The sequence below is a fragment of the Mangrovicoccus algicola genome (genome assembly GCF_014903745.1).
Taxonomy (GTDB): Bacteria; Pseudomonadota; Alphaproteobacteria; order Rhodobacterales; family Rhodobacteraceae; genus Mangrovicoccus; species Mangrovicoccus algicola.
Window position 1 is genome coordinate 20,350 of the sequence record NZ_JACVXA010000034.1, and the last position, 14,142, is coordinate 34,491.

The 14,142-nt window shown below is 69.9% G+C and carries 12 protein-coding genes; 3 read left to right on the top strand and 9 right to left on the bottom strand.

Annotated features, from left to right (window positions below; genetic code table 11):
• The first annotated feature begins 101 nt into the window (after positions 1 to 101).
• A complete protein-coding gene (locus ICN82_RS11765) occupies positions 102 to 1,607 on the top strand; it encodes an amidohydrolase family protein (protein ID WP_193182957.1) in 1,506 nt (501 codons plus the stop codon).
• A 188-nt stretch (positions 1,608 to 1,795) separates the two neighbouring features.
• Here the strand turns inward: ICN82_RS11765 and ICN82_RS11770 are convergent, their stop codons facing one another.
• From ICN82_RS11770 to ICN82_RS11780, 3 genes are read right to left on the bottom strand one after another with little or no spacing between them, the layout of a single operon-like run.
• Entirely contained in the window at positions 1,796 to 3,466 is a 1,671-nt protein-coding gene (locus ICN82_RS11770) for a thiamine pyrophosphate-dependent enzyme (protein WP_193182959.1), read from the bottom strand.
• A 13-nt stretch (positions 3,467 to 3,479) separates the two neighbouring features.
• Positions 3,480 to 4,448 (bottom strand): 2-hydroxyacid dehydrogenase, encoded by a 969-nt coding sequence (locus ICN82_RS11775; protein ID WP_193182961.1) that lies wholly within the window; start codon positions 4,446 to 4,448, stop codon positions 3,480 to 3,482.
• Entirely contained in the window at positions 4,448 to 4,711 is a 264-nt protein-coding gene (locus tag ICN82_RS11780; protein ID WP_193182963.1) for a hypothetical protein, read from the bottom strand. Before ICN82_RS11780 ends, ICN82_RS11775 begins: the two co-directional genes overlap by 1 nt.
• A 219-nt stretch (positions 4,712 to 4,930) precedes the next feature.
• On the opposite strand from ICN82_RS11780, the gene ICN82_RS11785 reads away from it, so the two are divergent.
• Positions 4,931 to 5,656: a GntR family transcriptional regulator gene (locus tag ICN82_RS11785; RefSeq protein ID WP_193182965.1), complete on the top strand. Its 726-nt coding sequence runs from the start codon at positions 4,931 to 4,933 to the stop codon at positions 5,654 to 5,656.
• Positions 5,657 to 5,824: 168 nt separating this feature from the next.
• Here the strand turns inward: ICN82_RS11785 and ICN82_RS11790 are convergent, their stop codons facing one another.
• The 6 genes from ICN82_RS11790 to ICN82_RS11815 all read right to left on the bottom strand — a co-directional run bounded on the left by ICN82_RS11790 (position 5,825) and on the right by ICN82_RS11815 (position 13,379).
• The gene (locus ICN82_RS11790) at positions 5,825 to 7,897 is read right to left on the bottom strand and encodes a methyl-accepting chemotaxis protein (protein WP_193182967.1); all 2,073 of its coding nucleotides are present in this window, start codon (positions 7,895 to 7,897) and stop codon (positions 5,825 to 5,827) included.
• A 138-nt stretch (positions 7,898 to 8,035) separates the two neighbouring features.
• Complete coding sequence (locus ICN82_RS11795) at positions 8,036 to 8,515, bottom strand: CYTH domain-containing protein (protein WP_193182969.1); 480 nt, start codon at positions 8,513 to 8,515, stop codon at positions 8,036 to 8,038.
• 145 nt (positions 8,516 to 8,660) lie between these two features.
• Entirely contained in the window at positions 8,661 to 9,824 is a 1,164-nt protein-coding gene (uxuA, locus tag ICN82_RS11800) for a mannonate dehydratase (protein WP_193182971.1), read from the bottom strand.
• 19 nt (positions 9,825 to 9,843) lie between these two features.
• Positions 9,844 to 10,593 carry an FCD domain-containing protein gene (locus tag ICN82_RS11805; RefSeq protein WP_193182973.1) on the bottom strand — a complete coding sequence of 250 codons (750 nt, stop codon included), beginning with the start codon at positions 10,591 to 10,593 and terminating at the stop codon, positions 9,844 to 9,846.
• Positions 10,590 to 12,395: a glycoside hydrolase family 2 protein gene (locus ICN82_RS11810; protein WP_193182975.1), complete on the bottom strand. Its 1,806-nt coding sequence runs from the start codon at positions 12,393 to 12,395 to the stop codon at positions 10,590 to 10,592. The genes ICN82_RS11805 and ICN82_RS11810 overlap by 4 nt, the downstream gene beginning before the upstream one ends.
• A 3-nt stretch (positions 12,396 to 12,398) precedes the next feature.
• Positions 12,399 to 13,379, bottom strand: a complete 981-nt coding sequence (locus tag ICN82_RS11815; RefSeq protein WP_193182977.1) for a TRAP transporter substrate-binding protein — start codon at positions 13,377 to 13,379, stop codon at positions 12,399 to 12,401.
• A 249-nt stretch (positions 13,380 to 13,628) separates the two neighbouring features.
• Here ICN82_RS11815 and ICN82_RS11820 point away from each other — a divergent pair, with 249 nt between their 5' ends.
• Positions 13,629 to 14,135 carry a TRAP transporter small permease gene (locus ICN82_RS11820; RefSeq protein WP_193182979.1) on the top strand — a complete coding sequence of 169 codons (507 nt, stop codon included), beginning with the start codon at positions 13,629 to 13,631 and terminating at the stop codon, positions 14,133 to 14,135.
• Positions 14,136 to 14,142 lie beyond the last annotated feature (7 nt).

Here is a 14,142-nt window from a genome sequence, read left to right on the forward strand (position 1 = left end):
CTTGACGGACCGGCCATCGCCCTGACACGGTCACGCGCCCGCAAGCGGCGCGCCCGGCGGCCTGCCGCGCGTCTGCCGGGACCGATACCGGAGATGACCGCATGACCCATCCGTCCCCGCAACAGCGCAGCTTCATCGCGAAGGCCGGCGTCATGCTGGAGGGGCTGGGCCCGGATGGCGGGATGCGCCTGCGCCATGACGTGGCGATCCGCGTGGAGGACGGCGTCATCGCGCAGATCGGACCTTTGCCGGGCCTGGTCGAGGGGCATGAGCAGCTGCCGCAATTCGGCGGGCCGGGCATGGTCGCGATGCCGGGGCTGGTGAATGCGCATCATCATTTCGGGGTCACGCCGCTGATGAACGGGGTCCCCTTCGCGCCGCTGGAGTTCTGGCTTCCGCAATTCCGGGCGAAGCGGCAGGTCGGGACGCGGCTCGATACGCTCTTCTCGGCGATCGAGATGCTGGAATCCGGCGTGACGGCGACCCACCACATCGCCAGCGGCCTTGTCGGGGGGCGCGAGGACTGGAACCGCGCGGCCGACGAGACCCTGGCGGCCTATGACGAGATCGGCATGCGGGTCGGCTATTCGGCGATGCTGCGCGACCAGAACATCCTGCATTACGACGGCGACGCGGCGGTTCTCGCGGCAATGCCCGAGGCGGCGCGGGCCTGGTTCGCCGCGCGGCTGCATCCAACCGGGGGATCGGTGCGCGCCTATGCCGGGTTCCACGATGCCCTGCGGGCGCGCCATGCGGCCAACCCGGCGGTGCGGATCAACTACGCCCCCGCGAACCTGCACTGGTGTTCGGACGCGCTGCTGGAATTCGTGGCGGGGGATGCCCGGGCCGCCGGGGCGCAGGTGCACATGCACCTGGCCGAGACCGAGAGACAGGCCGCCCATGCGCGGCGCCGCTTCGGACGGTCGGCGGTCGCGCGGCTGCGCGACCTCGGGCTCCTGGGCCCGAACGTGACGCTGGGACATTGCAACTGGCTGGATCCGGGCGATGTCGAGATGCTGGCGGATTGCGGCTGCACGGTCTGCCACAATGCCTCGTCCGGCCAGCGTCTGGGAAGCGGCAAGGCGGATGTGCCGGCCCTGCGGCGCGGGGCGGTTCCCGTCGCCCTGGGCATTGACCAGTCGACCATTGCCGATGATCGCGACATGCTGCTGGAAATGAAGCTGGCCTGGGCGCTGAACCGCGGCACGCAGCTGCACGAGACGGGCCCCGACGCGGCGGCGGTGATCGGCATGGCGACCGAGACCGGGGCCGCCACGCTGGGCTTCGGCGGGCTGGCGGGGCGGCTGGAATGCGGCATGCGGGCGGATATGGTGCTGCTGTCGCGCGAGCGGCTGGAACACCCCTATGTCGATCCGCGCGTCCCGGTCGCGGAGCTGATCCTGCACCGGGCGCGTCCGGGGGCCGTCGCGCATGTCTTCGTGGACGGGCGGCAGGTGGTGGCCGGGGGGCGGGTGATCACCATCGACCGCGAGGCCGTCTTTGCCGGGATCCGCGCGCGTCTGGCCGCGCCCTGGAGCGACCGCGAACGCGAAGCCGCCGAGATGGTCGCCGCGGCGATGCCCGCGATCCGCCGCGCCCATGCCTGAGCCGGTCCGGGGCGGGGCCCGGCGGCCCATCCGGACCGGAAGCCGGCAGACCGGCGAAGGTCGCGCTGGCGCGGGAAGATCGCATAATTACCGGACATGACAAGCGCGGAAAGCTGCGGCGCATCGTGACGGTATTTCCGCGATAATGCGCCGCCCCGGTGCGGTGAACGCCGCCGGGACGGGCGGTTTCACGGGCGCGGGCGGTTGCGCAGGGCGGTGATCGTGGTCCGCGTCGAGATCTGTTCGGGATCGGTCATCAGCTCGATCACCGTGGGGCGGTCCGCGGCGAAGGCGGCCTGCAGCGCAGGCAGGAATTCCTCGGTGCGGGTGACGCGATGCGCCGCCGCGCCCAGACCCTCGGCGATGCGGCAGATGTCGGAACTGGCGATATCCGTGCCGGAGACCCGGCCGGGATGTTCGCGTTCCTGGTGCATCCGGATCGTGCCGTAGCTGCCATTGTTGAAGACCAGGATGACGGGTCTGCCGCCATGCTGCACGGCGGTCGCGATCTCCATGCCGCTCATCATGAAGCCGCCATCGCCGACGAAGGCGATGGCCTGGCGGGCCGGGTCCATCAGCGAGGCGGCGACGGCGGCGGGCACCGCATAGCCCATCGATCCGCAGGTCGAGCCCAGCTGCCGCCCCGGCCGGCCATAGCGCAGGAAGCGCTGCGCCCAGCCGGTATGGTTGCCCGCATCCAGCGTGATGACCGCATCGGCGGGCAGGATCCCGCGCATCGCGACCATCGCCCGGCCCATGTCCAGCGGGTGATCATGGGCGGGCGGTTCGCTGTCGGCCAGGTATTCCCCGCGCAGCACCCGCCGCCAGCCGGGATCGCGCGGGGCGACCGGCGCGCAGGCGGCCAGCGCGGCGATCGCCGCATCCGCCCCCGAGACCGCGGCGATGGCCGGGGAATAGACCCGGCCGATCTCGTCGGCATCGGCATGGACATGGATCAGCCTCTGGCGCGGCGTGGGCACGGACAGCGTGGCATAGGTGCCGGTCGTGATCTCGCCCAGCCGCGCGCCGATCACCAGGAGCAGATCGGCCTCGGCCAGGCGCCGCACCAGCGAGGGCGCGACGCCGGTGCCGAAATCGCCGACATAGTGGTCGCTGCGATTGTCGATCAGGTCCTGGCGGCGGAAGGAGGTCGCCACGGGCAGGTCGTTGGCCCGCGCGAAATCCAGAAGGCGCGCGGCGCCCGCATCGCTCCAGCCGGGACCGCCGGCGAGCAGCAGCGGCCGCTCTGCCGCCGCCAGCGCCGCCATGATCTCGGCCGCGGCCTCCGCCTGCAGCGCCGGGATGGCGGGGGCGTAGGGCAGGGCATCGGCCACCTCGACCACATCGGTCAGCATGTCCTCGGGCAGGGCCAGCACCACCGGGCCGGGGCGGCCGGAAGTGGCGAGGCGGAAGGCGCGGGCCATGTATTCGGGAATGCGGGCCGCATCGTCGATCTGCGCCGCCCATTTCGCCACCGGCGCGAACATCCGGCGATAGTCGATTTCCTGGAAGCTTTCGCGGTCGACGGTGCCGCGGCCGACCTGGCCGACCAGCAGGATCATCGGCGTCGAATCCTGGAAGGCCACATGCACGCCCACCGCCGCCTGGCAGGCGCCGGGACCGCGCGTGACCATGCAGATCCCCGGCCGACCGGTCAGCTTGCCATGGGCCTCGGCCATGTCGGCGGCGCCGGCCTCGTGGCGGGCATTGATCAGGCGAAAAGCTCCGCCGGTGTCATGCAGCGCGTCCAGCACCTCCAGGTAGCTTTCGCCGGGGACGCAATAGGCGCAGTCGGCGCCGTGGATCAGCAGCTGGTCGACCAGCACCTGGCCGCCGCTGCGCCTGGTCAGTTCCGTCATCGGGTCTCCTCCCTCATCGGCCGTCGCCGGGACTGACGATGCAGGCCGGGTCGATCTGCCCGCCCGTCGCATGGGCGCGGATATTCCCGGCCCAGTGCCGCACCATCCGGTCGAAATTGTCCAGTGTCCGCCCCGCGACATGCGGCAGCGTCACGGTGTTCTCCATCTCCAGCAGCGGGTTCGGCCCGGCCACCGGCTCCGTCTCGAAGACATCGAGCCCCGCTGCCCCGATCCGCCCGTCCCGCAGCGCCGCGACCAGCGCGGCCTCGTCGACCAGCCCGCCGCGCGCGGTGTTGATCAGCACCGCGCCGGGTTTCATCCGGGCGATGGCCGCCGCGCCGACCATGTGGCGCGTGCCGGGGGTCAGCGGCAGGTGCAGGCTGAGCACGTCGGACCAGCCCAGCAGATCGTCGAAGCTGCGGAAAGGCAGGTCCAGGGCCGGATCGGGGCCGGAGGGGCGGGTATAGGCGATCTCGCAGCCGAAGCCCGCCAGCCGCCGGGCGGTTTCGCGGCCGATCGCGCCCATCCCCACCAATCCGACGCGGCAGGCCCCCAGATCGCGCGCCTGCCGCCACAGATCGGGCATGTCCCAGCGGCCCGCGCGGAACGCGGCCTGCACCGCGGGAAGCCGGCGGAGCGTCGCCAGCATCAGCGCCACCGCCGCCTCCGCCACGGTGGGTGCATTCATCCCGGGGCTGCGCATCACCGCGATGCCGCGGGCGCGCGCGGCCTCCAGCGGGATGCCGTCGATGCCGGTGCCCCATTGGTGGATCAGCCGCAGCGCCGGGGCCCGCTCCAGCAGCTCTGCGGGCAGGCGCAGTCCGCGGGTGACGGCATATCGCGCCCCGTCGAGGGCGGCGGCGAACTGTGCCGGATCGGGCCCCTCCGCGACGCGCAGGTCGAAATCGGGGCACAGATCGGCCAGACGCGCCCGCATGCCGGGGCTTGCGGGGTCGAGGATGGCGACGGGTCCGTGCGGCATCACAGGTGTCCCGCGATCCCCCGTCGAACGGCCGGGACGGGCTGCGCGCGCCCCGCCCCCGCGACGATCTCGGTCGGCATCCGCGAGACCGCCTTGTCCCCGGCATCGGCCGCGACCGGTCCCGCGCCCGCGCGATCCGACGGCAAGGCCAGGGGGGCTGCGATGGGGCCGGGCACCGTGCCGACCCCGGTCTCAACGGGAGAGATGGCGCAGGGGCGCTGGCAGCTGCGCATGGCGCGACAGGGCTGGATGGGTGCGATCATCTCCGGGATCTCCTCCTGCGCGTGGGGGGCGGGGCCGGGTGGCTGCAACGACCGGCCGCCGACGCGGCGGTCCGTCGCTGCCGCAAACCTCCCCGCGCGGCAATCTGCGTCCCCTCTTGAAATACACTAATATTTTAGTCTACCAGGGGTGTCAACATGTCCGGAGCCGGGACAGGATCGCGCGCCGGAACCGGGAACCGGGAACAGGGCCGGAGGCCGATGGACAGAAATTTTCAGCCCCCGCCGGAGCCCTTCCGCCATGAGCCCGGCTCTGGCCGGGTCACGGCAGCATCGCGCATCTATGACGATCTGCGCCAGCGGATCCTGTCGCTGGAGCTGCCGCCGGGCGCGGCGCTTCTGCGCGCGGACCTGGCGAAGGCATATGATGTCAGCCAGACGCCCTTGCGCGACGCGCTGCAGCGGCTGGAGCAGGACGGGCTGATCCGGGTCCATCCGCAGTCGCGGACCCTGGTGACCCGCATCGACCTGCCCAAGATCGACGAGGCCATGTTCCTGCGCCTGGCGCTGGAAACCGAGGTCGTGACCGGGCTGGCCCGGGGCAATGCGGCGGACGGGCTGGCTGCAACGCTGGCACAGGCGCGGCGGCTGATCGAGCTGCAGCGCAGCGTCGCGCGCGACCGCGCCCGCCTGCGCGATTTCCAGCAGCTCGACGAGGTCTTCCATCACACCCTGTTCGCCGGTCTGGGCCGCGAGGCGCTGCATGCCCTGCTGCGGTCGAAATCGGGGGACATGGACCGGGTGCGGCGGCTGCAGCGGCATTCCGAAAGCAAGCTCGACGGCATGATCGATGATCACCTGCGGATCGTCGAGGCGGTCGAGGCGGGCGATGCCGCGCGTGCGGCGCGCAGCATCCGGGCGCATCTGCACAAGCCCGCGGACTGGGTCGAGGAATACCGCCTGGCGCATCCGGGATATTTCACCTGAGGCGCCGCCATCGGGAAGGGCGGGCAAGCGCGGACCCGGTCTGAGAAGGGCGGCCGGGTCCGGCAGCGCAGCGACCGGCGGGCCGAACATCCCGCCGGGGCGCCGCGCGTCAGTCGGGATCGGGGTCGCGCTTCGGGGCGAGGGGGTTCGCGGCCCGGCCCGGGACGGTCAGAAATCCTCCCACTCATCCGGCTCCGGCGCGGCAGCCCGTGCCGTCGCGGCGGCCAGGGCGGGGCCTGCGGCCCCGGCCGCAGAGGGCGCCGCCTGCGTCGGCCCGGACGGAGCGGACGGGGCCTGGCGGAAGGCGTCGGGCGCGGTCTCCGCGGATTTTCCGGTGCGGAAGCTGGTCATCGCCTCGTCCAGCGCGCGCGATTCCCCGGCCAGTTCCTTGCTGGTGTCGAGCGCGGTGGCGAAGAGCGCGGTATTGGCCTGGGTCGAATGGTCGAGCTGCGAGACAGAGGTGTTGATCTCGCTCAGCCCCGTCGATTGCTCATTCGCCGATCGGGCGATATCGGAGACCAGCTTGGAGATGGTGGAGACCGATCCGAGGATCTGGCGGAGGGTCTTGCCCGCCTCGCTGACGAGGTCCACGCCCTTGCGGACCTGATCGCTGCTCTGGGAGATGAGCTGGTTGATGTCGCGCGCCGCATCCGAGGAACGCTGCGAAAGCGCGCGCACCTCGGAGGCCACGACGGCAAAGCCCCGTCCGGCCTCGCCGGCGCGGGCGGCCTCCACCCCGGCATTCAGCGCCAGAAGGTTGGTCTGGAAGGCGATTTCGTCGATGACATGGACGATCTTCGATATCGCCTGGGAGGATTTGGAGATCTCGCCCATCGCGTCTACGGTCTGTTCGACAACGGTGCCGCTGCGCTCCGCGCTGTCGCGGGCCTCGCTGACGATCTTGTCCGCCTCGGCGGCCCCGGCGGCGGCATTGGCGACCGAGGCGGTCAGCTGTTCCAGCGCGGCGGCGGTTTCCTCCAGCGTGGCGGCGGAATGCTCCGCCCGCTTGCCGAAGGTCTCGCCGGTATCGGTGATGATCCCGCTATGGGCACTGATTTTCTGGCTGGACCGGCGGATGCGGTCGACGATCTGTTCCAGGTTGCCGGTCGTGGCATTGAAATCCAGGCGCAGGCGTTCGTAGGCCTCGGGAAAGGCGCGGTCGATGCGTGTCTGCAGATCGCCCTCCGACAGGCGGTGCAGCGCCTCGGCCAGCGCGCCGACGACGGATTCCTGCTCGGCGGCGGTGGCGTTGCGCTCCTCTTCGGTGCGGCGGCGGATGGCCTCGCGCTCCTCCTGTTCCTGGCGCTCGCGCTCCTGCTGCTCGCGCTCGGTCGCCTGGCGGCGCGCGACCTCTTCGGCCTCGCGGCTGCGCCGATCCTCCTCGGCACGCTGCTGCGTCTCGGCGGCGGCGGCTTTCTGGCGCAACGCCTCTTCCTCGGCGGCGATCTTGTGCAGGATGTTCATGCGGAAGGTCTCCACCGAACGGGCCATCTCCCCGACCTCGTCGCGCTTGCCCAGATGGGGGATCGGCGCGTCCAGCTCGCTGGCGGTCAGGGCCTGCATGCGGGCGTTGAGACTGCGGATCGGCCCGGTGATGCTGCGCGCCAGAAGCGTGCCGATCACGAAGAGCAGTCCCAGTCCGATCGCCGATGCGCCCGCCGCCGCGATCCAGAACCGGCGGATCATCGCGTCGATATCCTCGACATAGCTGCCGGTCGCGATGACCCAGCCCCAGGGCGCGAAATCCCGGGCGAAGGTGATCTTGGGGATCAGTTCCTCCGCGCCTTCGGTCGCCCGGGCGGAGCTGTAGCGGACGATGCCGCCGCCCTCGGCCTTCGCCACCGCGATCATCTCGCGGTAGATGTAGACACCGTCCGGGTCCTGCAGATCCCAGGCATTCGTGCCCAGTCTGGCGGGCTTGGCATGGGCGACGACATTGCCGTCGTAATCCGAGGCGAAGAGGTAGTTTCCGTCATCGTAGCGGGCATTTCCCAGGATCTGCGCGCCCAGGTCGCGGGCCTCTGCCGGGGTCAGGGTTCCGGCCTCCACCTGCGTCTGCAGCGCGGCCAGCTGCGAGACCGAGGCGTCGACCACGTCGCGCAGATGCAGTTCGCGCAGCGCATAGACATAGCCCGAGACGCGTTCGTTCAGCGTGACGACCAGCAGGCAGCAGATGATGATGGACATGCCGATCAGGCAGTAGATCTTGGCGCCGATGCCGAAGCGGAGCTTTGCGAGCATGTAAGGGATCCCAGCAGCTGACTTTGCCGTCAGCTAGCCGGGGCGGGGTTAAGATCCTGTTCCCGCGGGCGGGATGCATTGCATTTGATGCAGTTCCCGGCCTCCGATGACCGGCCGTCCGGGCCCGGCCCGTCGCGGTCAGCCGGCCGCCAGGCTGCGCGCGGCCGCCTCGTGCAGCAGCGTCACCTGCTGATAGGCGCGCTGGCCGGTGACCTCGCGGCCCAGCCAGGGCGGGCGCGGGAAGCGCTGGGTCTCGGTGGTCAGTTCGATCTCGCAGAAGACCAGTCCCGCCAGCGCGCCGGCGAATTCGTCGACGGTCCAGGCGAACCCGTCATGGAACACGTGATGGCGGGTCTTCTCCACCCGGCCGAAGGGGCTGAGCCGGTCAAGCATGGCGCGGCCGTCGGCGGCGGGGATCTCGTATTCGAACTCGTCGCGGGCCAGTCCCTGCCGCGGGCCCTTGAGCGTCAGCGTGGCGCGCCCGTCGCAGAAGCGCACGCGCAGCTTGATCCCGTCCTGCTGGCAGATGAAGCCATCGCGGATTTCGCTGCTGCGGGTGACATTCTCGCGCCAGCGCTCGTCGCGGAGCAGAAACTTGCGTTCGATTTCCTTGGCCATGATCCTGCGGCAGATGCGGTTTCGGCCCGGGACAACCGCGCCCCGGGCGGGGAGGCCCGGGGCCCGGCACCCGGCATGCCGCAACCGCCCCGCCGCCGTCAAGCGGATATGCCGGGTCGGGCGGCGCGCCGCCGGGTCAAGCCGGTCAGCCCTCCAGCGCGCGCAAGGTCCGCAGGATGCCGCGCAGCTCCGCCAGGCCGCGCATCCGCCCGATCAGCGGATAGCCCGGCGCCGTGCGCCGCCGCTGGTCGTCCGCCATGGCATGGCCGTGATCGGGCCGGAAGGGCAGGGCGCGGCCGCTGGCCGCGCCGATCGCCAGGGCGGCCCGCATCACGGCGACCATGTCGACATCGCCGTCCAGATGCGGCGCCTCGTGGAAGCTGAGCGGATCGGCCTCGCGCTTGGTCGCGCGCAGATGCAGGAAATGCACGCGATCGCCGAATTCGGCCAGCATGGCGGGCAGGTCGTTGTCGGCGCGCACGCCGAGCGAGCCGGTGCAGAAGGTCAGCCCGTTGGCGGGGCTGTCGACCATTGCCAGGATCGCGCGCAGGTCATCGGCGGTGGACACGATCCGCGGCAGGCCGAAAAGCGGCCGCGGCGGGTCGTCGGGATGCATCCCCATCACCGCGCCCTCGGCCTCCACGACCGGCACGACGATCTCCAGGAACTTCGCCAGGTTGGCGCGCAGACCGGCATGGCCCAGCCCGTCATAGCGCGCCAGCTGCGCGCGGAAGCTCTCGACGGTGAAGCTTTCCTCCGACCCGGGCAGCCCGGCGATGATCGTGCGGGTCAGCCGGTCCTTCGCGGCAGCGTCCATCGCGGCAAAGCGCGCCGCGGCGCGGGCCGCGACCTCGGGCCCGTGATCCTCCGCCGCGCCGGGACGCTCAAGGATGTGGATGTCGAAGGCCGCCATGTCGTCATTGTCGAAGCGCAGGCAGGTCGCGCCGTCGGGCAGGGCGTGTTCCAGGTCGGTCCGCGTCCAGTCCAGCACCGGCATGAAGTTGTAGCAGATGGTGCGGATGCCCGACCGCGCCAGGTTGCGCGCGCTTTCCGCCCAGGCCTCGGCATGGCGTTCCCAGCCCGGTGCGCCGGTCTTGATGTCCTCGTGGACGGGAATGCTCTCGACCACCTCCCAGCGGAGCCCGGCCGCGGCGATCATGTCGCGCCGCGCCTCGATGGCCTCCACGGGCCAGACGGTGCCGTTGGGCAGGTCGTGCAGCGCGGTGACGATGCCGGTCGCGCCGGTCTGGCGCACATCGGCGAGCGTCACCGGATCGTTCGGGCCGAACCAGCGCCAGGTCTCGATCATCAGAAAAGCCTCTGTCTTGTCAGGCGCCCGGGGATCTGGCGATCTCCGGGACGGGTTGGAAAAGGTAGCCGTCGAAGGACGGGTCGTCGCTGTCCGACACGCTCAGCAGCGTCTCGCGGACATGGCCCAGATGCGCCCACATGGCGCGGCGCGCGGCCTCGGGATTGCGGGCGCGCAGGGCGTCGAGGATCGCCTGGTGGTCGTCCAGCCAGCTGGTGCGGTAATCCTGGTTGAAGATCCGCGCATGCAGACGGGCCCACATCGGGCTGCGGTCGCGCACGGCCCAGAGTTCCTCCACCATCGAGGTGAGGACGGAATTCTGCGTGGCCTCGGCGATCAGCCGGTGGAACAGCTCGTCGGAGGCATAGTCGGGCCCGCCGCCGGCCTCGATATAGGCGCGCTCGGCTTCCAGCGCGTCGCGCATCTTGAGGATGTCGCCCTTGGTCACCTGCTCGGCGGCGAAGGCGGCGATCGTGCTTTCCAGAAGCTGCCGCGCCTGCAGGAGCTCGAAGGGCCCGACATCGTCCTGCGCCGCGGGGGCCGGGTCCCCCGGTTCCGCCAGCAGGTAGATGCCCGAGCCCTGGCGGACCTCGACGAGGCCCTGGATCTCCAGCATGATGACCGCCTCGCGCACCAGCGAGCGCGAGACCCCCAGCGCCTGGGACCATTGCCGCTCCGTGTCCAGCCGGGCGCCGGCAGGCAGGCGGCGCGCGGCCACCTCCGCGCGGATCATCGCGGCCACGTCCTGGTAGCGGCGGCCCGGCGTCACGCCCCGGCCTCCGCCGGCTGCGCGGCCTCCGCACGGGCCAGTTCCGCATAATAGGCGGCGAGGATGGCGAAGGCGGGTTTCTTCGCCTGCTTGTCCCCGGCGATCAGCCCCTTGCGGTTCCAGCCGCGCTGGAACGGGTTCTGCCGCCGTTCCACGCGGAAATCATAGAGGATCCAGGGCGACATGCCCTTGACGTAATCCAGCCCGCGCAGCGTCTCGATCTGCTTGCGGTAGACCTCCGACTGGTAATCCAGCGAGAAGAGCCCGCGCGCGGGGCCCGCCTCGCTGTCGCCATCGGCACCGGTTTCCGAGATCACCACGGGACGGTCGGGCGCGGAATTGCGGCCGATGATGCCCAGTTCCTCGAAATTCTCCTCGTACCAGCCGTAATATTCGTTGAGCCCGATCACGTCGATATGCTGCGCCAGCCGGTCCTCGATCTTCAGCTTGGCATGGTTCACCAGGCAGGCGGCGGAGGTCAGGCGGGTGGGATCCTCGGCCTTGGCCAGGTCGGCCAGTCCCTTCATGAAGTCCAGCCGCGCATCCGTGTCGGGGTTCTCGTTGCCCACCGACCAGATGATGACGCTGGCGCGGTTGCGGTCGCGGCGGATCAGTTCGCGCAGCTGGTTTTCCGCGTCGCGCCGCGTGGCGGGATTGGCGAAGTCGATGGCCCAGTAGACGGGGACTTCCTCCCACAGCATCAGGCCCAGCTCGTCGGCGATCTTCGCGGCCAGTTCGTGATGCGGGTAATGCGCCAGCCGCAGGTAGTTGCAGCCCAGCTCCTTCGCATGGACGAAGCGGCGGCGGATATCGGCCTCCGACGTGACCTTGCCCAGCCTGGCGTCATCCTCGTGGACCGAGATGCCGCGCAGGAAGACCGGGCGCCCGTTCAGCAGGATGTCGGTGCCGCGCCGCTCGATGCTGCGGAAGCCCACGCGATCCGTCACGCGGTCAGCCCCCGCGGCAAGCGAAAGGTCATAAAGCACCGGGTTGTCCGGCGACCACAGGTCCGGATCGGCGGGCAGGACGGCCTCGCCCTTGCCGCCGCTGAGGGGGATGGCGGCGCGGATGCCGAGCCCGGGAATGTCAAGCACCGCCTCGGCGGCGGGGCCGTCGACCTCCACCTGCGCGCGGATGCCGCCCGGGGCGAGATGCACGAAGACATCGCGGATCACCGTTTCGGCGGTCTCGTAGAGCGTCACCTCGCGATAGATGCCGCCATAGTTGAACCAGTCGGTATTGCGCATCGGCACCCGGTCCAGCGTCCGGGTGTTGTTGACGCAGAACATGATCCAGTTCCGCCCCTCGCGCAGCACCTCGGTCAGCTCGGCGCAGAAGGGGGTGGAGCCGCCATAATGGTTGCCGATGAACTGGCCGTTGACGAACAGCTTGCAGTCATATTGCGCCGCGCCCACATGCAGGAAGCGGCGGGTGCCGGGGGCAGGGGGGCCTGCCTCCAGCGCGCGGGTGTACCAGGCGGAGCCTTCGAAGAAATACCATTTCTCCTTCTGCATCTGCCAGCAGGACGGCACCTGCACGGTCTCGCCCGCATAGGGATCGTAATCCCAGGGTTCGGCCCGGTCCTCTGGGGCTTCGGGCGTCATGGCGAACCATTTCTGCCGCAGCCCCGTATCCAGAAGATCGACGCAGAAATTCCACGTCCCCCCCAGCGACAGGCCTGACCTGCCGCCGGTGAAGATCATCGTGTCCGCGTTCAGCGACTGCGTGTTGAAAGGACGGTCATAGTCCTCGTCATGCAGGCATTGAAGCGCGTTCTCCGCCAGGTCGGACCGTTCCAGCATGGCTTACTCTTCCGCCGCGGCCTGGATGCGCTCGATCAGGTCGCGCAGGTTGTCGGAACGTGCCGCGACTTCCTCGATCATCGGCGCGACGGCCTCGGAGAAGGGCGCCTTGTCGACCTCGTGGATCTCGACGCCCATCTCGGCCTTGGCTTCCTCGATGGCCGCATCGGAGGCGACTTTCCACGCCTCGAACTGGTCTTCCATCGATTCCAGCGCGGCGGTGTGCAGCGCCTCCTGCTCCTCGGGGCTCATCCGGTCCCAGGCACAGCTGGAGATCACCACGACCGACGGGATCATGGTGTGTTCATCCAGCGAGAAGTGCTTGGCCACCTCGCCATGGCGCGCGGTGGTCAGCGCGGTGGGGTTGTTCTCGGCGGCATCGACGACGCCCTGCTGCAGCGCGCTGTAGAGCTCGCCCCAGGAGATCGGGGTCGGGCTGCCGCCCAGCAGTTCCACCATGCGGATGGCCGAGGGCGAGGGCTGGACGCGGACCTTCACGCCTCCCAGGTCGGCCGGCGACAGGATCGGCTTGTTGGCATAGAAGCTGCGCGCGCCCTCGGTGTAGAAGGCCACGCCGCGGAATCCCTTCTCGGCGGATGAGGCCAGGATGTCGGCGCCGATATCGCCCATCACGACCTTCTCGAAATGCTCTTCGGACTGGAAGATGTAGGGCAGGTTCAGCGCCGAGTAGCTTTCCTCGAAGGCTTCGAGTTCCGAGGCGTTCGACCGCGCCATGTCCAGCGCGCAGTTCTGCACCAGTTCCATCGACTCGCGCTGCGTGCCCAGCTGGCCGTTCGGGAAGATCTGGATCTTGATGTCGCCGTCGGTCAGCTCTTCCACGCGGTCGGCCATCTGCTGCATGGCCAGGTGCACGGGGTGATCCGGCGGGTTGTTGTGATTCAGGCGCAGCGTGCGCGCATCGGCGGATGCGGCGGCGGCGACAAGCGCGGTGGTGGCCAGCGCGGCGGTCAGAACGGATTTCATGTCATCCTCCCGGGACTTCAGTAGCGGCCGGACCGCATTGGTTAAATTGGCCGACCAAACGCGGATATTCATGCCGGGTAATCGGCAAGTCGTCAAGCGGTCCGACAAATTGGTTGACCAGTTTCTCCGAATGGATAAGTTTCGCGCAAATGCGGACCCCTTGCCGGGTCAGACCGCGGAGGAGACGATGATCGTGCAAACAGTCCCGCAACTCGCCATGGCCATGGCCCAGATCCCCGGAGCCGGGTCGTGATCCGCGTGCTCGACATCCTGCTGCGCGTCATCGTCATCGCGATCTTCGCGGTGCTGGTCTGCTGCGTGGTCTGGCAGGTGCTCAGCCGCTACGCGCTGGGAACGCCCTCGACCGTGACCGACGAAATGGCGCGGTTCCTGTTCATGTGGCTGGCGCTGATCGGCGGCGCCTATACCCTGGGACAGCGGCGCCACCTGGCGATCGACTTCCTGACCGGCACGCTGAAGGGCCGGGCGCGGACCGTGTCCGAGGCGGTGATCCTGGCGATCGTGGCGCTGTTCGCGGGCCTCGTGCTGGTCTGGGGCGGCGCCATGCTGACCCTGCGCACGCTGGCCTCCGGCCAGGTGACTCCGGCGCTGCAGATCCCGATGGCCTGGGTCTATGCCGCCATTCCCTTCGCCGGGCTGGTGATGCTGGTCTATTGCGCGCATTTCCTGATCGACCTGGCCCGCCACGGCGCGCAGGAGCAAACCGACGCCCCCGTGGGCGGCCCCCTGGACTGAGGACGAC